Raw genomic sequence first — 22,293 nt, 5'->3', positions numbered from 1 at the left:
CTTGAGGTCTTTGGTGAAAAGCACACGAAAGGGTGATCGCCCATCACCTCATAATTGACGCCTAATCGGAAGCAAACGGGCTCGCTCCGCCGGGGTCCGAGCAGTTCGCGCCCGGCGCCCGCGAGATCACGGCCACCAGCGGGTTCTCCCCCGCAACACCACGACCAGGTAGGCGCAGAGCAGCGCACCGAGGGACAACGCCAGCGCCTGTCCGACCGGTTGGGAACCGAGCCGCACGGCGCCGGAGACCCACGGGTCCACCCCGGAGGGCCACTGCACCAGGGAACCGGCGCGGAACAGCCCGGACAGCCCCTGGAAGGCGTGGGCCGCCGGACGTTCCAGCAGGTGCTGCACCGCGGGCACGACGAGCATGGGCACCGACAGGACGGCGACCAGTCCCATCAGCGTCGACCGGAACAGTCCGGCGGCCAGCAGCCCCGCCCAGGCGCAGCCCATGACGAGCCCGGTCCAGCCCAGCGCCGCCACCGGCCAGTCGGGGGGGAGTCCCACCGCGCCGGGCCCGAAGACCAGCCGCAGCACCAGGCCGTTGACGGCCACCGACACCGCCCCGAGCACGGTGGCGACGGCAGTGCAGACCAGGAGCTTGGCCGCCAGCAGACCGAGCCGCCTGGGCACCGGGCTGTGGCCGTGGGCGAGCGCCGGATAGCGGAACTCCTGGCCGAAGGCGAGAGCTCCGAGCAGTCCGGCACCGAACGCGGCGGGCGGCAGCGGCAGTTCCTCGGGCCAGCCGGTGAGCAGCCGTGCCGCCGAGGTGTCCCCGGCGCGGGCCAGGGGCAGGGCCACGAGCAGCGCCGTGACGAGCGCGGCGGCGGCGGCCAGCCAGCCGGTCCGCACACCGCCCGCGCGCCGCAGTTCGTAGCGCACGGGCCAGACCGGGCCGGGCGGCGACAGCCGCGGGATCGGGATGGTGGCGTCGTCGAGCAGATGCCCGGCAGCGGCGGAGGCAGGGCCGCCGTCCGGCTCGTGGGGGACCGCGGACGGGCCCATGTCCCCGACCTCGTCCGCCAGCTGGTGCACGAGGATGCCGTGCCGGAAGGCGACCTCCCCCACGTCCGCACAGGTGCTGCCGTAGACGGAGATCCGGCTTCCGCCCTCGCGGACGACCTCGACCGCCGGATTCCCGGAGTGGATCTCGTCGGTCAGCAGGGCGGAGAGCCGGGCGGCGTGCGGGGAGCGGACCGCGACCCGTGGACGCAGACGGGTCCGGGCGAACTCGGCCACGGGCTGGTCGGCGACCACGCGGCCGCCGTCCAGGGTGACCACGCGGTCCGCCAGGCGCGCGGCCTCCTTGGGGTCGTCCAGTGCCACCAGGACGGTGCCGCTCCCGGCCGCGTGGTCGCGGATCAGTCCGTGCACCCAGGCCGTCTCGCGGGACGACAGCCCCTTGGTGGGCTCGTCGAGGACGAGCGTGTGGGGGTCGCCGATCAGTGCGGCCGCCAGGCCGAGCCGGCGGTCCATGCCGCGGGAGAGCGAGCCGAGGCGCTGTTCGGTGAGGCCGCCGAGGCCGACGGCGCCGAGCACCTCATCGGCCCGCTCGGTGGGGACTCCGGCCGCGGCCGCCAGCATGCGCAGATGGTTTCCGACCGTCCGCGCGGGGTGACCGGGGACATCCCCCAGCAGCACCCCGACCTCGCGGGACGGGTGCGCCATGTGGTCCAGCGGACGCCCCTCGAAGAGGGCGACCCCGCGGCCGGGGCGGAGTTGCAGCATGAGCCGCAGGGCAGTGGTCTTGCCCGCACCGTCGGCACCGAGCAGCACGGTGACGTGTCCGGGGCGGGCTTCGAAGGTCAGTTCCTCGACGGCGGGCGGTTCACTGCGTCGGGGGGCGCTGGTCAGTCCGATGGCCTGGATCATCGCTTCTCTCGCGGGACGGGAGACCGCTCCTCGGCAAGTGCGGCAGGTACCGGAGCAAGATAACGCGACATGTCCTATTTTCCATGCGGCACGCTGCCGGTGACCGCCGACCGGGTACCTCCTCTCCCCGGGCGGCCCAACGGAGCTGACGCGCGCTCAGACCTCGGGCCGGAGCATGGGCGGGTTGAGGAGCGTCGCACCGCCCGCCCGGAACAGCTGGGCGGGGCGTCCGCCCTGACGGGTCGTCGTGCCGCCCGTGGGCACGAGGAAGCCGGGGGTGCCGGTCACCTTGCGGTGGAAGTTGCGCGGATCTAGGGCCACTCCCCACACGGCCTCGTAGACCCGGCGCAGCTCCCCGACGGTGAACTCCTGGGGGCAGAACGCGGTGGCCAGGGACGAGTACTCGATCTTCGACCGGGCGCGCTCCACGCCGTCCGCCAGGATCCGGGCGTGATCGAAGGCGAGCGGGGCCGCCTCCTCCCCGTCCCGGGTGAAGCCGCCCTCCGGCCCGAGGAGATCCTCCACGGGAGCCCACCGCACACTGTGCGCGTCACCGCCCGGACGCGGGGCGGGCAGGTCGGGTGCCAGCACCAGGTGCGCCACACTGACCACCCGCATCCGGGGGTCCCGCTTCGGCTCGCCGTAGGTGGCGAGCTGCTCGAGGTGGGCTCCGTTCACCGCCGTGGGCCCGGAGGGGTCGTGCGCCAACAGACCGGTCTCCTCGGAGAGCTCGCGGGCCGCGGCCGCCGCGAGATCCTCGTCGCCCCGCACGAAGCCGCCCGGCAGCGCCCAACGCCCCTGGTACGGAGGCTCCCCGCGGCGGACGGCCAGCGCACAGAGCGCATGCCGTCGCACCGTGAGCACGACCAGGTCGACAGTGACTGCGAAGGGCGGAAAGGCCGACGGGTCGTAGGGCGACATGCGGCGATCATAGTCGTCTGCCTGACGATAAACAGGCCCTTCGACAGGCACTTCAGGCCACACGTCGGACCGGAGTCCGGTCGTTCATCACCCCCCTTCCCCGCCGCCGGCGGTACCGACGAGTGGGCTCATCCGCTGCTCCGGGCGCCGCGGCGGCCGGTACGGCGGCGGGTGCGGCAGCGGTTCGCCTGCGCGAGCGGCCGGGTGCCGCCCCGCGACCCCCGGCCGTCCCGCCGGCCCGGTCCCCGGTCGGGCGCACGGTCCGGGACGCCACCGGCCGCGGGGCCGGGTCCGCTGCCGGTGCGGGCGGCCCGCTCCTTGCGGAGGCAGCGGCGGAGCAGCTCCGGGTCGAGCCCTTCGTTCGCTCCCTGGTGCAGCAGCTTGGCGAACACGTAGTCGGGGTCGGCCCGCAGGGCCATGCCCAGCGCCACCCGGGCGGTGGGCTCGTCCCCGGCGGCCCAGGCCACCCACCCCGCGAGCGTCAGCGGGGCCGCCGCATGATCGCGATAGGAGCCGACGCACCGCCGGGCGACCGCCCGCCAGAGGCGCAGGGCGGAGTCCACGTCCGGGGCTTCCATCCACTCCGCGGCCCGGTCGCGAGTCGTCCGGTCCTGCAGCCCCACGATGATCGCCGCGGCCTCCTCGTCCGTGACCAGGGCGTCGTCACGGAGGTCTGCGTCGTGGTGCGTGCCGACCGGTGACACACCGGCGAACCGGCCCAGGAGCCGGCGGATGAGCGCCAGCGTCTCCTCGCAGACCGCCTCCCGGGCGACACCCCCGAGGATCCTGGGGACCAGCTCCGTCGCGACCGTGTCCAGAACCTCCTCCTGCGCCGCCGCGGCCCGCCCCGCACGAGGAGCCAGCCTGGCCTCCATCTCGCGCAGCGAGCCGCGCACCTGGATCCCGGCGAAGGTGGCCGCCGCCGCCATGACCGACGTGCCGGGCAAGGTCAGCGGACTGCCCTCCACCGGACAGCACCGGACATCGGGGCAGCAGTAGGACCAGAAGCGGCCACCGGAGATGCACAGCGCCTCCGGCACGGGAACATCCAGCTCTCCGCAGGCCGTACGCAGGCTCTGGGCCAGCGGCCGCAGCCGCTCCATCACCTCCTGCGCCGCCTCCTCCCCCGAGGGGTCCTGACAGAGGAAGACGAGGATCCCCTCGGGCCGGGAGCCGCGCTTGGCACTGCCGCTCACCAGGCACTCCGCGAGCTGTCGCGCGACCTCCGGCCACTCGTCGGGACCGCCGGGGATACCGAGCCGCAGACGGCCGCCGAACCGGCCATGGGCGCCGTGCAGCGCGACCATCACGATGCTGTCGTCGGGATGGAAACCCAGCAAGTACGGCAGGGCGTCGGCGAGTTCGGCGGGGCTGCGGAGGGTGATCCGGTCTTCGGGGGACGGCTGGGGCGCTTCGGTGTGCTCAGTCATGCCACGACCGTGCCGTGGGGACGTCGCACCCACCACCCCTGTGGATAACTCCGGGCATCTTGTCGTACGCATGCTGTGGACAGGGTTGTCCACAGGCCGTCCGCCCCGTTCGCGCGATGTCGGCGGTATCGGGTTGCATGGGGGCATGACCAACGAAGACCTCCGGTCGGCCGCCGACGCCGTACTCGCCCGCCTCGTCGCGGATCCCTCCGGCGCGGCCACCCTGCGCGAAGACCAGTGGAAGGCGATCGAAGCGCTGGTCGCGGACCGCCGCCGCGCGCTGGTCGTGCAGCGCACGGGGTGGGGCAAGTCGGCCGTGTACTTCGTGGCCACCGCTCTGCTGCGGGCCCGGGGAAGCGGTCCCACAGTGATCGTTTCACCGTTGCTCGCCCTCATGCGGAACCAGATGGAAGCGGCCGAGCGGGCTGGCATCCGGGCGCGCACCATCAATTCGGCGAACACCGAGGAGTGGGACGCCGTCCAGGCGGAAGTGGCCGCCGGCGAGGTGGACGTGCTGCTGGTCAGTCCCGAGCGGTTGAACAATCCCGACTTCCGCGACCAGGTCCTCCCCAAGCTCGCGGCGGGCACCGGACTGCTCGTGGTCGACGAGGCGCACTGCATCTCCGACTGGGGGCACGACTTCCGGCCCGACTACCGCCGGCTGCGGACCATGCTGGCCGATCTGCCGCCCGGCGTCCCCGTGCTCGCCACGACCGCGACCGCCAACGCCCGCGTCACGGCGGACGTCGCCGAGCAGCTCGGCACCGGCGAAGGAGCCCCGGAGGCCCTCGTGCTGCGCGGGCCGCTCGAGCGGGAGAGTCTCAGCCTCGGCGTTCTGCGGCTGCCGGACGCCGCTCACCGGCTGGCCTGGCTGGCCGACCACCTCCACGAGCTCCCCGGGTCCGGGATCATCTACACCCTGACGGTCGCGGCAGCCGAGGAAGTGACGGCGTTCCTGCGGCAGCGGGGCCACGCCGTCGCGTCGTACTCCGGGAAGACCGAGGACGCCGACCGGCGGGCGGCCGAGGCCGACCTGCTCGCCAACCGGGTCAAGGCCCTGGTCGCCACCTCCGCCCTCGGCATGGGCTTCGACAAGCCGGACCTGGGATTCGTCGTGCACCTCGGGTCCCCCTCCTCCCCCATCGCCTACTACCAGCAGGTGGGGCGCGCCGGCCGCGGGGTGGAGCACGCCGAGGTGCTGCTCCTGCCCGGCCGTGAGGACGAGGCGATCTGGCGGTACTTCGCCTCGCTCGCCTTCCCGAGCGAGGAGCAGGTGCGGCGCACGCTCGACGTGCTGGCCCAGGCCGGGCGGCCGCTCTCGCTTCCCGCGCTCGAACCGCAGGTGGAGCTGCGGAGGTCGCGGCTGGAGACGATGCTCAAGGTGCTGGACGTGGACGGCGCGGTGCAGCGGGTGCGCGGTGGCTGGACGGCGACCGGCCGGCCGTGGACCTACGACGCGGAACGCTACGCCTGGGTGGCCCGGCAGCGTGAGGCCGAACAGCAGGCGATGCGGGACTACGCCGGCACCGGCGACTGCCGGATGGAATTCCTGCGACGGCAGCTGGACGACGAATCGGCGGCGGCCTGCGGGCGCTGCGACAACTGCTCGGGAGCGCGCCTGCGCCCCGAGGTGTCGGCCGCCTCCCTGGAGGCGGCGCGGGGTGAGCTCGGCAGGCCGGGTGTCGAGGTGGAGCCGCGCCGGATGTGGCCCACCGGCCTCCCCGCCATCGGCGTGGAGCTCAAGGGCCGGATCCCCGCCGCGGAACAGGCCGCCCCCGGGCGGGCCCTCGGGCGGCTCTCCGACATCGGCTGGGGCAACCGGTTGCGGCCGTTGCTCGCCGCTCAGGGGCAGGACGGGCCGGTGCCCGACGATGTGGCCGACGCGGTGGTCACCGTGCTGGCCGACTGGGCGAAGGGACCCGGCGGATGGGCCTCCGGGGCGGCCGGTGCCCCGGCCAGGCCGGTCGGGGTGGTCACGCTCGCCTCCCGGTCGCGCCCCCAGCTGATCCGGACGCTCGGGGAACGCATCGCCGCCGTCGGCCGGATGCCGCTGCTGGGGTCCGTGGCGTACACGGACGAGGAGTCGGACCCCCGGGTTCCGCGGTCCAACAGCGCTCAGCGGCTCCGGGCACTGCACGGTGCGCTGACCGTACCCCCGGCGTTGTCCGAGGAGTTGGCGCGGGCCGCGGGACCGGTGCTGCTGGTGGACGATCTCGCCGACACCGGGTGGACGCTCGCGGTCGCCGCGCGGCTGTTGCGCAGGGCCGGAGCAGAGGAGGTGTTTCCGCTGGTGCTCGCCGTGCAGGGGTGACCGCGGGTGGTCCTCGCCGTACCGGGGTGACCGCGGGCGCGGTGGCCGAAATATACGCGGCAGAACGGCAGTTAACGGTCGGCCGGGCGGATTGCTCATTGCCGCAGGCCAGTCCGCCCGGAAGAATTGGCGGCGATCCGCGCACCGGCCGTACCCGGGTTCGTCGTGCCCCGGCCTGCCGTGCCGCGGTTCGCTCCGCGACAGACCCTGCCCGAGCTGCGGGCGGCGCAGACCGAGGGAGGACCGTGACCTCCGGCTTCGCTCCTCCTCCTGCCGCGCCCTTCGGCGGCGCGACGGCCTCCCCGTCCGGATCGGGGCGGATACTCGAGCCCGCGGAGTGGGCCGCGGCGGGAATCCCGTTGCTGCGCAACCCCCGCGAGGTCGTCACCGGACTGCACTCCCGCCACGACCCGGCTCCTTCGACCGCCGTGGTGGCGGTGCTCGGCACGGACGAACGGATCGGTGCCAGCGCGTCGTTCACCCACCCGTCGGCCGCGGCCGACGGGTGGGTGCTCCGCAACGCCCTGCTGGCGCAACTGCGCCGGATCGTCCCGCACGACCTCAGGCGCCGGGTCCCCGTGCGCACGGCCGTGCTCCTCTACTGCCGGGACGGAGATCCCGGCTGGACGGAGGAGGACGGCGCGTGGATGTGGGGGCTGCGCGACGCGTGCACGCTGCACGGTCTGCGCTGCGGGTCGTACATCACCCTGACGGGCGGCGGCTGGCAGGTGTTCGGCGAGGGGCGCGGCGGCCGACGACCGCACGCGGCCTCCCCTTCGGAGGAGAACCGCGGCGGACCGGCTCACCGGAACGGCGCGTCCGACGGCCCGCAGCACATCGCGGACACGGCAGCGGAATGGGCCCACCCCGGTGTGGGATGGGCACGTCCCAGCGCTGTCCGCTGACGAACGGGGCGGACATCTCCCGCCCGCCGTCCGCTGACGGACGCCGGCGGGAGCCGTCGTACAGCTGCCGCCCCGGCCGGAGGACCCACCGGAGCAGATCCACCGGAGGAACGCACCGGCGGCCGGTGGTGTCCGGGCGACCCGCTGCGCGGAGCCCGGCGGGTCGGCCGGGCACAGCGCATCCGGTCGTTCGGGGCACGGCTCCGACCATCGGGCGCGGTGCGCGTTCCGACGGTCGGAGTTGCGTTCCGACGCTCAGGCGCCGACGCCGACGAGCGCGTTGATCCGCTGGGGATCCCCGCAGACGATCAGCAGCACTCCGGCTCTGGTCATGGCGGCGGGCAGGGCACGGGCGGCGGCGTCGTCCGGGCCACCGTTGACCGCGACCACCACGACGGGGCGGCCGGCGGCGCGCTCGGTGGCGGCGGCGTCCAGGTAGAAGACGTCGTCGCCGGCGTCGTGCTGCGCCCAGTAGGACGCTTCGCCGAAGGACAGTTCGTGCGCGGCCCACGGGTGCTGGTCACCGGTGGTCAGCACGAGGATGTCGTGCGGCGCACGTCCGGAGTCCAGCAGCAGGTCCACCGCTTCCTCGGCCGCGTCCAGCGCGCCCTCCGCGGAAGCGGGGATCAGCTGGATCTGGGGGGTCGAGGCGGCGGGCGCCTTGGACTTGGCCGCGTCACGCGGGCCGCGCTGCGACGGCGTGGCGGACGGGCCTCGCTGGGGACCGGGACGGCCGGGCCGCGACGTTGCGGGCCGGGGGCCGGGGCCAGGGACGGGACGGGGGGTCGACGCGGCACGGCCGGGGGCCGGAGTTGCGCGGGGACCCGGGACACTCTCGTGAATCTGAGGCTCCTCGGGGATGAGAGGCATGGGCTGATGTCTATCAAACGCCGGTGCGAAACGCATCAGCGGGGGTGGTCGCGGAATGGCCGCTCAGAAGTCGAAGCCGAGCTGCCCCCCGGATTCCAGGGCCGCCGCTTCCGTCCCGATCCGCTCCTGTTTGAGATGCCGCCAGCGCGGCAGCCCATCCAGGTAGGCCCAGGACATGCGGTGATGTTCCGTGGGGCCCAGCTCCTGCAGCGCGGCACGGTGCACGGGCGACGGGTAGCCCGCGTTGTCGACGAACTCGAAGTCGGGACAGCCCAGGCCCAGTTCGGCCATCATCGCATCCCGGCGCACCTTGGCGATCACCGAGGCCGCGGACACGGCGATGCAGGACTGGTCGCCCTTGATGACCGTACGGACCGTCCAGGGCGCGCCCAGGTAATTGTGCTTGCCGTCGAGGATGACCGCGTCGGGACGGACCGGCAGCAGTTCCAGGGCCCGCACGGCGGCGAGCCGCAGTGCGGCGGTCATTCCCGTGCGGTCGATCTCCTGCGGCGTGGCGTGCCCCAGGGCGTAGGACGTGACCCACCCCTCCAGGACCCCGGCCAGTTCGGTGCGGCGCTTGGGGGTGAGCAGCTTGGAATCGGTCAGCCCCTCGGGCGGCCGACGGAGACCGGTGACCGCGGCGCACACCGTGACCGGACCGGCCCAGGCGCCGCGCCCGACCTCGTCGACGCCCGCGACGACTTTGGCACCGGTCGTCGCGCGGAGTGAGCGCTCGACGCTGTGGGTAGGCGGTTCGTACGGCATGGCGCAGTCAGATTACGCCGCCCGGCCGGGCTTGCGGCAGGCGGGGATCGGTCACCTCGGGACCGGCTCCCGGGCGGCCGTCCCGGGGGCGACTTCCCCGCACCGGTGCATTCACTTGCGCACACTCCTACCTCTCGGGTGGAACGATCACCCGTCGATACCGGCGATCCCTCCGCGAGGATTTCCGGAACTTCGGCGTCCACCCCGCAATTCCGCACCCATCGACCACTCCTGGGGATCATTCTCCTCGTCGGGCGGATACGCGCAGCCCCCGCGGACGGTCCGGCTCGGCGCGTCGAGCGGCGGGACGGCAGTCGCTTTCGCGAATGCGGAGCGAGGTTCGGTCGGGGAGCATCCGCCACGGGGATCACGGTGAGGGCAAGCACGGCCCGAGGCGGGAGGCGCGGCGTGCGGTGCGCACTGCGCGGCGTGCGGCGTGCAGCTGCGGCGTGCGGTACCCAAGGGCCGTGGACCGACCCGGAGATGACGGTCAGGCGTCATCGGTGAAGCGGCTCGCTCTTCGTGTCGTACGCGCCGGTGTCCGATCACGGCACCCCGGCCCCGGCCCCGGCCACGGGCCGCGGACGGCAGCGGCCACAGGGCCGTCGAGCGGCAGCGGTCACGGGCCGTCGGACGGCAGCGGTCCCGTTCCCGCCCCCGTCGGCACGGTCGGCACGGGGCGTAGAGCCCACGGCTGCGGAGAGACCGCGGCCGCTTGGCCGGGGACGCAGTCCCCACGACAGCTTGGCCGGATCCGGACGGCAGCGCCGAGATACGGTCGCGGCACGGCAGGGATCCGAGGCGCCGGCCGGGACGCGTCGGCACGGCCGGGAGACGGGTGCCCGTGCCGTGATGCGGGTCGGGACGCGGGACACGTGATCAAGGCCACGGCCTCCGGTCGGCGGAGAGAAGCGAGCGGAGGCACCCCGAGGGGCCGCTCGGCCGTCAGCCGGTGGCGTCCGGAGCCCAGGGGGGCAACGGCTCGGTGCGGTCCCACCACTCGGTCGGTGGCGCGCCGTCCGCCGCGGCGGCGACCACGCCGCCCACGATCGCGCAGGTGGTGTCCACATCCCCGCCCACCTGCGCCGTCGTCCAGAACGCCGCCTCGAAGTCCCCGAGGTGGCGGGCGGCCGCCCAGAGCGAGAACGGCACGGTGTCGTGGGCGCTGGTGCGGCGGCCGGAACCGAGCACCGCGGCGACCGTCCCGGCGTCGCCGTAGTCCAGCATGTCCAGAGCGCGGCGCAGTCCCGCCTGCACGGCGCTGCGCGGAACGAGTTCGATCACCCCGCTGAGCAGGGATTCGGGGCTGCCGCAGCCCTCGGGGGCAGCCACCAGGGCCGCGGCGGCCGCGACCGCCATCGCCCCGGCGACGGCCTCACGGTGCTGGTGGGTGGTGTACGCGGAGATCTCCGCCTGGTGCGTGGCCTGCTCCGCGTCGCCCGCGTACCAGGCGCCCAGCGGGGCGATCCGCATCGCGGCACCGTTGCCCCACGACCCCTGGCCGTTGAACAGGGCGGACGCGAGTTCGCGCCAGTCGCCGCCCTCCCGGATGAGCCGGAGCATCCGGTTCACCGCGGGCCCGTAGCCGCGGTCGAAGTCGTGGTGCTCGGCGAAGGAGCGGGCGAGCGCGTCCTGATCGATGCGGCCGTGTTCGGCGAGGACCGCCACCACCGAGCAGGCCATCTCGGTGTCGTCCGTCCACTGCCAGACACCCGGCGGCAGCGCGCGCCGCTTCAGTGCGGGGTAGTTCGACGGCACGAAGAACTGGGAGCCCAGTGCATCACCGACAGCCAGCCCACGCAGGCCGGCCAGGGCACGCTCACAGCGTCGCAACGGAGAAGGATCAGCGCTCATCGCTCCGACACTCTAGCCGGTGGCGCCGTACGACTCGGGTGTGCACCAGCGCTCGAACGGCCGGTCCAGGTGGTAGCGGCCGCCTGTGCCGAGGAGCAGCGTCCGGCTCTCGGCGTTCCCCGGATTCGACAGTGACTCGAATTCGGCCACCGTCCAGTGGAACCAGCGCATGCAGAACAGCCGCATGGTCAGTCCATGGGTGACGAGCAGCACATTCGGCGGATGGTCGGGGTCCTCGAAGCTGCGGTGCAGGCTCTCCAGGAAGGCCCCGACCCGGTCGTAGACGTCCGCCCCCGACTCGCCCTGGGCGAAGCGGTAGAAGAAGTGCCCGTACGCGTCCCGGTAGATCTTCTGGAGCCGTACGTCCTCGGCGTCCTGCCAATTGCCCCAGTCCTGCTCCCGCAGCCGCGGCTCCTCCCGGATCCGCACCCTCCGGGGGTCGAGACCGAGCGCGCGGAAGGTCTGGTGCGTCCGCCGGTACGGCGACACATAGGCGCTGACCCACTCCTCCCCGAAGACCTCCCGCAGCCGCCCGCCGGCCTCCGTGGCCTGCCGCCATCCGGCTTCCGTCAGGTGGAGCGCATGATCGGGCTCCCGCTCGTAGACCGTGTCGTCGGTATTGCCCTCCGACTCTCCGTGCCGGAGGAGGACGATGCGCCGGGGGCGTGCCATGCGGCCACCATAGATCCGTCCTCCGGGGGCCGCCCCTCACGCCCGGTGGGGCGGCGGGGAGCCGGTCGTTCCGCGCCGTCGGCATCGACGCCGGGGCACCGCGGGCGGTCCGCACCGGGCCGCACCCGCGCCGGGCCGGTCCGGTCCCCGAGCCCGTCGGACCGGCGTGGCCCGGCGCACGCCCCCACGCGTCCGTCGTCGCCCCCACTACCGGCCCCGGGAGCCTCGGGCGTCATCCGGCCGCAGGCGGACCCCCGGCCGGGAGTCGCCTGGGCCGCACCCGGAGGTGGTTCCGGTGCCGGAGGGTGGATCCGGTGCCCGGAGGGTGGTTCCGATGCCCGGAGGGGTGGTCCCCGCCCGGGCCACGGCACGGTCCCGTCACACCGACCAGGAGGGCTCCAGCGCCACGACGTCGCCGGCGAGCGCGGAGACATCGGCCTCGATCTGCGTCCGCAGGGCCAGCCGCTCCACGCGCTCCGTGCGGTACTTCCCGTGCTCGGCGGCGGAGTCCCACAGGGACAACACCAGGAACTCGCTCCCCGGCGCCTCGCCGAAGAGGCCGCGCAGCATCCCGGGGGATCCGGCCATCGCCGGGTTCCACACCTTCTCCTGCATGAGCGTGAAGTGCTCCACCCGTTCGGGACGGACGCGGCAGTGCGCCACCCGCGCCACATCCGCGTCGGAGAAGACCGGCCGAAAACCGACCTTCACATCGAACCGGTGCTCGAAGAGGCGTATATGGGCGTCCTTGAACGTCCCCGACTGGGCTGCCGCGAGACGGTCGTGCGACCGCGCCATGAAGGAGTCGTAGAACGCCCGGCTCTCCCAGAAGGCGAAGAGGTGCGCCACACCGGGGCGCGCCCGGCTCCACCCGCCGCCCTGCCCCCGGAAGCCCGGCTCGCCGAGCAGCCCCGCCCACTTCCGCTGCCCCCGCTCGAAACCGCGGCGGTCCACCACGGTGCAGCGAATCCACTTGACCAGCACCGCGCCATCGTACGGCCCGGAACGTGCCCTGCATCACTCCCCGGCCGGGTCCGGTGGCCGGTACGGCCCCGGCGGTCCCAGGCGTCTTCCGCCCCGGGCACCGGCCGCGGAGCCGGTACCGCGCGAGCACCCCGGCAGGCGGCCCGCCGCGTGGCACCATGGGTAACCGGGTTGAAAATCCCGGCAGTTACGGAGGGGATCCCGTGGGGGGAGCCGTTCCCCAGCGGGCTCGAGCTCCGCCGGCGGTCGGGTACGGCCACCGGTCCGCGACGCTGCGGCACTGCGGCACTGCGGCACTGCGGCACCCCGCGGACACATTCCACATCGGCACGGTTCCGAGGAAGGGAAGTCTGGTGAACAGTCTCAACAAGGGGCTCAGGAAGGTCGAGGTCACGCTCAAATGGGACCCCAGCCCCGCGGGTGCGCCGGACCATGACCTCGACATCGTCGCCGCGACCTACTCCACGGAGAACCCGCCCGGCGAGCCCGCGTACCTGGTGCATTTCGACAGCCGTTCGCCCGACGGCACCATCACGCTCAACCGGGACAGCCGGACCGGCCAGGGATTCGGGTTCGACGAGGTGATGACGCTCGAACTCGACCGGCTGGCCCCCGTGTACACCCGGGTCGTCGTGGGGGTGGCCATTCAGCAGAGCGAGGGCCGGAAGACCTTCGGCGACATCGAGAACACCGGCGTGCGGATCGTCGAGGACCACCACGAGTTGCTGACGGACGACTTCGCCGGGGTTTCCGGCGCCACAGCGGCGACCGTGGCCGAATTCAGCCGTGACGAATCCGGCGCCTGGGCACTCCGTCGGTCGGTGCGGGGTTTCGACGCCGACCCCGCCTCCTTCACCGCACTGATGGGCGGTCTTCCCACCTGACCGCACCGGACGCTCCTGTCCGGCCCGCCCGGGAGCGGTGGTGCGTACACCCGCCGCCCCCGGGCGCGGCGTGGTCGCACCACGCACCGGACACCAGGCACCGCCCGGCCTGGTGTGCCGGCATGGGCAATTCCAGCCATAGCCGCGATGTGACGGTGTCTCCGTTCCACCACTTCACCGCAGCATGATCTAGATCACCCTGTGATCTGGGCAATAAGCCGGTCTCGATGAGTCGCTGACGATGGTAGGACCCCGATTCCTGACCGGAAGGCTCCCCCCTGATGTCGACGGCATCCCTGACGGCTTACCAGAGAGATGTGTGGACGGCCGGTTCCCGGCACGAGGACTCGCCCCAGTTCAACTGCGTTCTCCATGAGCGCATCGAAGGCGACCTCGATCGTGCGGCCCTCGTCGCAGCCGTGGAACAGGTACTGCAACGCCACGACACATTTCGTTTACGCTTCGACGAACATGACGGAACACCCTGCCAATGGGCCGTATCCGAGGGCCCGAAGGTCCGCGTCCTCGATCTCTCGGGAGAATCCGACCCGGGCGCTTCCTGCGCCGCATGGGTGGAACACGCTCTCCAGCGGCCTCTTCCGCTCCGGCGCAGCCCCATGGTGGAAGTGTCACTGCTGCTGGAAAGCCCTTCGGTGACGCACCTGCACCTCAAGGCACATCATATCGTCGCCGATGGATGGACTCTCAACCAGTTGTCCCACCAGATCTTCGCGGACTACGCGAGGATAGGGCGCGGCGAGGAATGCTCCGGCGCTTCCTCCTCTTATCTGGAATTCGCACAGGAGGAACGCGCCTACCGCGCCTCCGCGGACTTCACCCGCGACCGGGAATTCCATCACGGCAATCTGGCCGAGGCGGCTCCGGCGCTGTTCGCCCACCGGGCCGTCGCGGGTTCCGCGCAGCGGGCACGCCACTCGTTCGTGCTGGAAGGGCCCCTGATCGCACGGATCCGGGCGGCCGGCCTGTCACCGTTCGCCTATATCGCCGCCATGCTCGGAACCTGTCTCTCCCGGATCCACCGCGCCGAGGAAGTGACGATCGGTGTCCCCTTCCTGAACCGCACCGAAGAGCACCACCAGGACGTGCTGGGCCACTTCGCGAATACCCTTCCGCTGCGGATCCGAACGGACGGCGGGCAGTCGGTGCGTAAGCTCGTCGCCGACGTCCGGCAGGCCACATCGGCCATCCGTCGGCACGAGCGCCTGGCTCTCGGGGACGCGCTGCGGGACGTTCCCGGACTTCCCGCCGGAACACGGCAGTTGTCCGATGTCACGTTCTCCTATATGCGGTATCCGCGGGCCTCCCGGCTCCCCGGAATCACCCGTGCACTGACCATTCAGGCTCCGTCGCACGATCAGGACGCCCTGGCCGTCTTTGCCTTCGCGTTCGACGATGTCGACCATGTCCAGGTCGATCTGGACTACGCCTGCGACGTCTTCGACGCCGACTTCCCCATGGAGGCCGTGGCAGGGCATCTGAAGGTCCTGCTCACCGAGGGGGTCGGCCGGCTGGACGAGCCGGTGTCGGCGGTGCCGATGCTGAGGCCCGCGGAGCGCCGGGACCTGCTGGCGGGGCACAGCCAGGGGCCCGTCGTCCCGTTCGCCGACGAGGCCACCCTGTCCTCCCTGTTCGAGGCGCAGGCGGCCCGGCACCCGGACCGGGTCGCCGTCGTCGCCGCCGGCAGCGGCGCGTCGCTGACCTACGGCGAACTCGACGCCCGGGCCAATCAGGTGGCGCGGGCCCTGCGGGCGGACGGGGTGCGGCCGGGCGACCGGGTCGCCCTGCTCATGGAGCGCGGACCGCAGCTGCTGGTGGCGCTGTTCGGCATCCTCAAATCCGGTGGCGCGTACGTACCGGTGGACCCCGGCTATCCGGCGGACCGCATCCGCTTCCTGCTGGAGGACAGCGGGGCCCTGATCGTGCTGGCCGACGACGTGGACCTGGCACCGGACATTGCGGGGACGGCGGTCCGCCGGCCGGCCGACCTGCTGCACGGGCCGGCCGGCCCGCTCGAACCGGTCGCCACCTCGCGCGACCTCGCCTATGTCATCTACACCTCCGGTTCGACCGGCAGGCCCAAGGGCGTCATGGTCGAGCACCGGTCGGTGGTCAACCGCCTCGCCTGGATGCAGCGGCAGCATCCCCTCGGCGCGGGGGACATGCTGCTGCAGAAGACCCCGGTCTCGTTCGACGTCTCGGTGTGGGAGCTGTTCTGGTGGGCCGCCGAGGGCGCCGGACTGGTGCTGCTGCCGCCCGGTGGCGAGAAGGACCCCGAGCAGATGCTGCGGGCCGTTCGTGATCACCGGGTCACTGCCCTGCACTTCGTCCCCTCCATGCTCGGCCCGTTCCTCGACCTGCTCCAGGAGTCGCCGGAGCGGGCCGAGGAGGCGGCCCGCTCGCTGCGATTCGTCTTCTGCAGCGGCGAGGCGCTGGCGACGGTGCAGGTCGACCGCTTCAACCGGGTGTTCACCCGGGGCGGTTCGCCGCGCCCGGCACTGGTGAACCTCTACGGCCCGACCGAGGCCACCGTGGACGTGTCGTTCCACAGCTGTCCCACCGACCCGGACCGGCCGGTCGGCCGCGTTCCGATCGGCCGGCCCATCGACAACATCCAGCTGTACGTCCTGGGCCCGGACGACCACCTCCAGCCGGCCGGCGTACCGGGCGAGTTGTGCATCGGCGGCGTCGGCGTGGCCCGCGGCTATCTGGACCGCCCGGACCTCACCCGCGAGAAGTTCGTCGACGACCCGTTCACCCCCGGCGGCCGGCTGTACCGCACCGGTGACCTGGTGCGGCTGCTGGCCGACGGCGAGCTGGAGTACCTGGGCCGACTGGACGGGCAGGTCAAGATCCGGGGCAACCGGGTGGAGCTCGGCGAGGTCAGCAACGCGCTCCTGACCGCCCCCGGGGTGCACGAAGCCCTGGTGGTGGACCGCGCCACGGCGGCGTCCGGAACCCAGCTGGTGGGCTATTACACCGCCGGCTCCGACCTCCCCGTGGCCGGGCTCCGCTCCCATCTCGCCCGGTCCCTGCCACCGTTCATGATCCCGTCGCACTTCCTGCGGATCGGCCGGATCCCGCTCACCCCCAACGGCAAGGCCGACCGCCGGGCACTGCCCGACCCCGGCACCTCCGGCGGAACGGCCGGGCACCAGGAGCCGCGCACCCCGGTGGAGACGGTGCTCGCCGAGGTCTGGGCCGAGGTGCTGGGCGTGGAGCGCGTCGGGGTGCACGACGACTACTACGCGCTGGGCGGCGACTCGATCCTGATGCTCCGGATCCGCGCCCTGGCCGAGCGGCGAGGGGTGACATTCGCCCTGGGCGACCTGGTGCGCAGCCCCACCGTCGCCGGTCTGGCCGCCTCGGCCGGCGCCGCGGAGCCGGAACGCGAACCCGGTCTCGCCCCGTTCGCCCTGGTCTCCGGTGTGGACCGGGCCCGGCTCGGGGACGCGGAGGACGCCTACCCCCTCACCCGGCTCCAGCTGGGCCTGATCTATCACAGCCGGCGCCAGGAGAGTTCGGCCGTCTACAAGGACGTCTTCCGGTACACCCTCCGCATGGCCTGGGACGAAGCCGTGTTCCGCCGGGCGTTCGACCGGCTGGTGGCCCGCCACCCGGTGCTGCGCGCCCACTTCGACCTGACCGGTGAACCGCTGCAGATCGTCCGGCCCACGGTGCGGGGCGGCCTGGAGATCGCCGACCTGCGGGCACACGGCGCCGCGGAGGCGGAGTCCCGGATCGCGGACCACATCCGGCACCGCCGCTTCCACGACTACGCCTTCGACCGGGCGCCGTTGTACCTGCTCCGGGCCCATGTCCGGCCGTCCGCCGTCGACCTGGTCCTCAGTTTCCACCATGCGCTGCTGGACGGCGGCAGCGTGGCCAACCTCCTCGGGGAACTGCTCCAGGACTACGCCCACGGCCTCGGGCTGCCCACCGGCCCCGTCCCGGACACCCCGCTCCCCTCGGCCGCGCACCACGTCCTCGCCGAACGGCGGGCCCTGGAGCACGAGGAGAGCCGGCAGTACTGGCGGGCGAAGCTGGACGGACGCACCCCCGTCCAGATCGACGCCTTCCGGCCGCACCAGCCCGCGGACGGCGGAGAAGAAACGATCGTGCGGCTGGTCGAGCTGCCGGAGGAGACCGGCACCCGGCTGCGGGCGCTGGCACAGGAGCGGGCACTGTCGGTGAAGTCGGTGCTGTTCGCCGCGCACGGGCTGACCCTGGGGACGCTCACCGGCACCGCGGAGGTGACCACCGGTCTGGTCTCCCACGGCCGTCCCGAGCGGGCCGGGGCGGAGCGCATCGCCGGACTGTTCCTGAACACCCTGCCCATCAGGCTCGGTACCGCCGGGGAGAGCCGGCTCGACATCGCGCGCGAGGCCCTGCGGCAGGAGCGGGAGAGCCACCCCTACCGGCACTACCCGCTGAGCGCCGTCCAGGAGGACCTCGGCGGCGGCCCGGTGATCGAGACCGCCTTCAACTACGTGCACTTCCAGCAGCTCGCCCCGGTCCTGGGGCTGGACGGCATCGAGCTGACCGACTTCCGCACCTGGGAGGAGACCAACTTCACGCTGCTGGTCAATGCCGTCACCGACCCGGTGGACCACCGGGTGCGGCTGCGCATCGACTGCGACGGATCGATCTTCACCCCCGAGCAGGCCGACCTCTACGCCGACCTCTACGTCCGGACCCTGCAGCGGCTGGTGGACCGGCCCGACGAGGCGCCCGACCAGTCCTTCCTCGCCGAGGAGGCACGCCCCGCCCCGGCCCCGCTGGACGACCCCCGGGACACCGTGGTGACCCGGTTCGACCGGCAGGCCGCCCGTACCCCCGAGGCGACCGCCCTGGTCATGGGCGAGGAGCGCTGGAGCTACGCGCAGCTGTCCGCCGCGGCGACGGCCGTGGCCGGAAAGCTGCGAGCGCTCGGCGCCCCGTACGGTGCCCGGACCGGCATCGCCATGGACCGCTCCCCCGGAACGATCGCGGCGATCCTCGGGGCGCTGCGCGCCGGGACAACGGTGGTTCCCCTGGACACCGGGTACCCCGAGAAGCGTCTGAGGAGCATGATCGAGCAGGCCGGGCCGTTCCGCGTCATCGCCCATGCCCGGTACGCCGGCCTGGTCGGCGACCCGGCACTACTGCTCCCCGCGGAGTCCGTGACCGAACCGGGACCCGGCGCCGACGAGGCGGAACCGCCCGTAATCGACCCGGAGGACCCCGCGTATCTGCTGTTCACCTCCGGCTCCACCGGGGAGCCCAAGGGCGTGTCGATGCCTCACCGGGCACTGGCGAACCTCGTGGCGTGGCAGACCCGGACCGCCGGCGGCGCCGTCGGCGGCGGCACCCTGCAGTACGCCCCGCTGAGCTTCGACGTCTCCTTCCAGGAGATCTTCTCCACGCTCTGCTCGGGCGGCACCCTGCACCTGGTGCCGGAGGACGTCCGCCGGGACATGCCCGCGCTGCTGCGCCTCCTCGACGAGCAGGGCGTGGAACGGGTGTTCATGCCCTATGTCGCGCTCCAGCAGCTCGCCGAGGCGGCGGACGGCCTCGGCCTCGTCCCGTCCCGGCTGCGGGTGCTGATCTCCTCGGGCGAGCAGTTACGCGTCACCGAGGAGATCCGCCGGCTGTGCGGCCGGCTGCCGGGGGTGGTGCTGGAGAACCAGTACGGCCCGACCGAGACCCATGTCGCCACCCGCTTCACCATGGCCGGCGATCCGTCCGCGTTCCCGGCGCTGCCCCCGATCGGTACCCCCATCGACGGTGTCGAGGCGTATGTGCTCGACGCCCGGCTGCGCCCGGTGCCGCCCGGGGTCCGCGGGGAGGTGTACCTCGGCGGCCGCTGTCTGGCCCACGGCTACGCGGGCCGGCCCGATCTGACGAAGGAACGGTTCCTCGACCATCCCTTCGGCCGCCCCGCCCGCGTCTACCGGACGGGGGACCTCGGCATGGTGCTGCCCGGTGGCGACATCGTGTGCGTGGGCCGCGCCGACACCCAGGTGAAGGTCCGCGGCTTCCGGGTCGAACCGGCCGAGGTGGAACTGGCCGTCACCGCGTTCGCCGACGGCTGCCCGGGGCTGCGGGAGGCGGCCGTCGTCGCCCGGCGGCGCGGCACGGACGACGCCTTCCTCAGCACGTTCCTCGTCGGGGACCCGGCGTCAGTGGACCTCGACGGCCTCGCCCGGCACCTGCGGAGCGTGCTGCCGGAGTACATGGTTCCGTCGCACTTCCAGTGGCTGGAACGCCTGCCGCTGACGCCCAGTGGCAAGCGCGACGACGCTGCACTGGGGCGGATTCCGCTCACCGCGACGGCCGGCTCCGGCACCACGACCGCACCGCGCGACGAGCACGAGCGGGTGCTCGCCGAGATGCTCGGCGACCTCCTGCAGGTGACCGGACTCGGCGTGCACGACAACTTCTTCGACCTCGGGGGAACCTCGCTCACCGCGATGCGCCTGGTCGTCTCGGTGGAGCAGCGCTACGGCGTCGGCATCCCGCTGGGCCGGCTGATCGCCGCGCCCACCGTCGCCGAACTGGCCGCCGAGGTACGCTCCGCGGTCTCCGGCGCCGCCCCCGCGCCGTTCGACCCCCTGGTGGCGATTCGCCCCCAGGGAGACCGCCCGCCGCTGTTCATGGTGCATCCGATGGGCGGCAATGTGCTCTGCTACCTGCCCTTCGCCCAGCACCTGCCGGACGACCAGCCGCTGTACGCGCTGCAGGCCGCGGGGGCGGACCCGGGCACCGAACCGCTGCGGAGCATGGAGGAGATCGCCGCCTCCTACGTCTCCGCGCTGCGCCGGGTGCAGCCGCACGGCCCGTACACGATCAGTGGCTGGTCCTTCGGCGGCTTCGCCGCCTTCGAGATGGCCCGGCAGCTGCGGGAGGCCGGCGAGGAGGTCTCCCGGCTGATCCTGCTCGACACCACCGCGGTCGACCCCGAACAGCGGACCCGGTACACCGAGGACGCCCTGCTGGGCTGGTTCTTCTGGGAGCTGCTCTGGCTGGAGCGCGGCGGCGCCTCGCCCGTCGAGGAGATCCCGGACGACATCACCTCCCTGGACGGCAGGTTCGCCTACATCGCCCGGCGCGCCACGGAGGCCGGAGTGCTGCCGGCGGGCAGCTCGGGAGCCGTGATCGGCCGGCTGTTCCGCGTGTACGAGGCGAACTGGAACGCCACGCTCGCCTACCGCCCGGAGCCCTCCGCCCACGAGCTCACCCTGATCCGCGCGACCGAGCCGCTGCCCGAGGTCCTCGCCGCGATGCACGGCGCCGCGGGCAGCCGGCACCGGGACCCGGCGAACGGCTGGGGAGCCCTGGCGGGCGGCGGCCTCGACGTCATCGGCGTACCCGGCGATCACCTCACGATCATGGAAGAACCCCATGTCGGGCACGTGTCCCGGACCGTCGCCCGCATCGTCCGCACGGCTCCGGCCGGTGCTTCGAAGGAGAACTGACACCATGCCGGAGAACCGACCCACCAAGGTCCTGATCATCGGTGCCGGGATCGGCGGACTGACGCTCGCCGTCGCGCTCCGCAGACTCGGCATGGAGGCCGTGGTCCACGAGCGGGCGACGGAGCTGCGCGCCGCGGGCTCCGGGCTGTCGGTGACGAGCAATGCCATGGCCGCGCTGGACACCCTCGGCATCGATCTCCACCTGGCCAAATGGGGCCATGCGGTGACGTCGTTCGCCGTCCGCACCACCCGCGGCCGGCTGATCCGGCGGCTGCCGCTGCCCGAGATCGGCGCCGAACTGGGCGTGCCCACCGTGTGCATCAGCCGCACGGATCTGCAGCAGGCGCTGCTGGAGGCGGCGGGCGACACCCCGATCGTCCTCGGTTCGGCCGCCACCCGCGTCGAACCGGACGGCACCGTCCATTTCGAGGACGGCACCACGGCCCGGGGCGACGTCGTGGTCGGCGCCGACGGTTTCCACTCCGTCGTGCGTCGCGGGATCGTCGGCCCCGAGGAGGACCTGGACGGCGGCTACGTCTGCTGGCTGGGGATCGCGCCCTTCAGCCATCCGCGGCTGTCCGCCGGGGGCGTCATCCACTACTGGGGCAGCGGACAGCGGTTCGGTCTGGTCGACATCGGGCACGGCCGCGTCTACTGGTGGGGCACGAAGAACATGCCCCCGTCCCGGTCCCTGAACTGGCAGGGGGACAAGGACGAGATCCTGAGCGCCTACTCCGGCTGGGCCGAGGAGACGCAGGCAGCGGTCCGGGCCACCCCGCGGGAGGACATCCTGGCCGTGGGCTCCCGCTACCGCACGTTCCAGGACCGCTGGGGGGAGGGCCCGGTGACGCTGCTCGGTGACGCGGCCCACCCCATGCCCACCAGCCTCGGGCAGGGCGCGGCGATGGCGATGGAGGACGCCGTGGTCCTGGCCAGGACCCTCGCCGGAGCGACCGACCTCCCCGCCGCCCTGCGGACGTACGAGGACCGGCGCCGGGAGCGGACCCGGGCCGTCGTGAACGCCTCCATCGCGACGAGCACCATGGAGCAGCTGGAGAACCCGCTGCGCCGGCTGGCCCGCGACAGCTATCTGCGGCTGGTCCCGAACCGCACGCTGCTCCACCAGCAGCGCGCGGCACTCACCTTCCCGGGCATCCCGGACTGACCCGGCAGCGGGGAGCGGCCCGTCGTCCTGGTGGGGGGACGGGCCGTTCCTGGCTGGTGGGGGTGGTGGGGCGGGGGCCTGACGGCCCCAGCCCGCCGGGACGTTCCGGACGGCAGGGACCGTCGGGAACGCAGGGTCCCCGGTAGCGACATCACCTGGTCCGCGCAACGGCAGAGAGGGCG

13 protein-coding genes are annotated in these 22,293 nt (G+C 73.0%); 5 read left to right on the top strand and 8 right to left on the bottom strand.

Annotated features, from left to right (window positions below):
- Positions 1-126 precede the first annotated feature (126 nt).
- From ABT112_RS03350 to ABT112_RS03340, 3 genes are all read right to left on the bottom strand, one after another.
- Entirely contained in the window at positions 127-1,875 is a 1,749-nt protein-coding gene (locus tag ABT112_RS03350) for an ABC transporter ATP-binding protein (protein ID WP_351505008.1), read from the bottom strand.
- Between the two features lie 156 nt (positions 1,876-2,031).
- Positions 2,032-2,796 (bottom strand): NUDIX hydrolase, encoded by a 765-nt coding sequence (locus tag ABT112_RS03345; RefSeq protein WP_351505006.1) that lies wholly within the window; start codon positions 2,794-2,796, stop codon positions 2,032-2,034.
- Between the two features lie 128 nt (positions 2,797-2,924).
- Positions 2,925-4,226, bottom strand: a complete 1,302-nt coding sequence (locus ABT112_RS03340; RefSeq protein ID WP_351505005.1) for a DUF4192 domain-containing protein — start codon at positions 4,224-4,226, stop codon at positions 2,925-2,927.
- 145 nt (positions 4,227-4,371) lie between these two features.
- Here ABT112_RS03340 and ABT112_RS03335 point away from each other — a divergent pair, with 145 nt between their 5' ends.
- Together ABT112_RS03335 and ABT112_RS03330 are read left to right on the top strand one after the other, a co-directional pair.
- Positions 4,372-6,537 (top strand): RecQ family ATP-dependent DNA helicase, encoded by a 2,166-nt coding sequence (locus ABT112_RS03335; protein ID WP_351505004.1) that lies wholly within the window; start codon positions 4,372-4,374, stop codon positions 6,535-6,537.
- 245 nt (positions 6,538-6,782) lie between these two features.
- On the top strand, positions 6,783-7,442 hold the full coding sequence (locus tag ABT112_RS03330) for a hypothetical protein (RefSeq protein WP_351505002.1): 660 nt from the start codon (positions 6,783-6,785) through the stop codon (positions 7,440-7,442).
- A 255-nt stretch (positions 7,443-7,697) separates the two neighbouring features.
- On the opposite strand, the gene ABT112_RS03325 is transcribed toward ABT112_RS03330, so the two are convergent.
- The 5 genes from ABT112_RS03325 to ABT112_RS03305 all read right to left on the bottom strand — a co-directional run bounded on the left by ABT112_RS03325 (position 7,698) and on the right by ABT112_RS03305 (position 12,587).
- Entirely contained in the window at positions 7,698-8,312 is a 615-nt protein-coding gene (locus ABT112_RS03325) for a hypothetical protein (protein ID WP_351505000.1), read from the bottom strand.
- 63 nt (positions 8,313-8,375) lie between these two features.
- Positions 8,376-9,077: a ribonuclease HII gene (gene rnhB, locus ABT112_RS03320; protein WP_351504998.1), complete on the bottom strand. Its 702-nt coding sequence runs from the start codon at positions 9,075-9,077 to the stop codon at positions 8,376-8,378.
- Between the two features lie 945 nt (positions 9,078-10,022).
- Positions 10,023-10,931 (bottom strand): ADP-ribosylglycohydrolase family protein, encoded by a 909-nt coding sequence (locus ABT112_RS03315; RefSeq protein ID WP_351504996.1) that lies wholly within the window; start codon positions 10,929-10,931, stop codon positions 10,023-10,025.
- A gap of 12 nt (positions 10,932-10,943) precedes the next feature.
- Positions 10,944-11,603, bottom strand: coding sequence for a histidine phosphatase family protein (locus ABT112_RS03310; RefSeq protein WP_351504994.1), 660 nt, complete (start codon positions 11,601-11,603; stop codon positions 10,944-10,946).
- Between the two features lie 378 nt (positions 11,604-11,981).
- Positions 11,982-12,587, bottom strand: coding sequence for a YdbC family protein (locus ABT112_RS03305; RefSeq protein WP_351504992.1), 606 nt, complete (start codon positions 12,585-12,587; stop codon positions 11,982-11,984).
- A gap of 353 nt (positions 12,588-12,940) precedes the next feature.
- On the opposite strand from ABT112_RS03305, the gene ABT112_RS03300 reads away from it, so the two are divergent.
- From ABT112_RS03300 to ABT112_RS03290, 3 genes are all read left to right on the top strand, one after another.
- Positions 12,941-13,471: a TerD family protein gene (locus ABT112_RS03300; RefSeq protein ID WP_351504990.1), complete on the top strand. Its 531-nt coding sequence runs from the start codon at positions 12,941-12,943 to the stop codon at positions 13,469-13,471.
- Positions 13,472-13,752: 281 nt separating this feature from the next.
- Positions 13,753-20,946: a non-ribosomal peptide synthetase gene (locus ABT112_RS03295; protein ID WP_351504988.1), complete on the top strand. Its 7,194-nt coding sequence runs from the start codon at positions 13,753-13,755 to the stop codon at positions 20,944-20,946.
- A 4-nt stretch (positions 20,947-20,950) separates the two neighbouring features.
- A complete protein-coding gene (locus tag ABT112_RS03290) occupies positions 20,951-22,111 on the top strand; it encodes an FAD-dependent monooxygenase (RefSeq protein ID WP_351504986.1) in 1,161 nt (386 codons plus the stop codon).
- Positions 22,112-22,293: the final 182 nt, after the last annotated feature.

The organism is Streptomyces sp. NPDC002055 (genome assembly GCF_040296705.1).
In the GTDB taxonomy this organism is placed as follows: Bacteria; Actinomycetota; Actinomycetes; order Streptomycetales; family Streptomycetaceae; genus Streptomyces.
The sequence above is the reverse complement of the archived record's forward strand: the minus strand, read 5'-3'. Positions and strand labels throughout refer to the sequence as shown.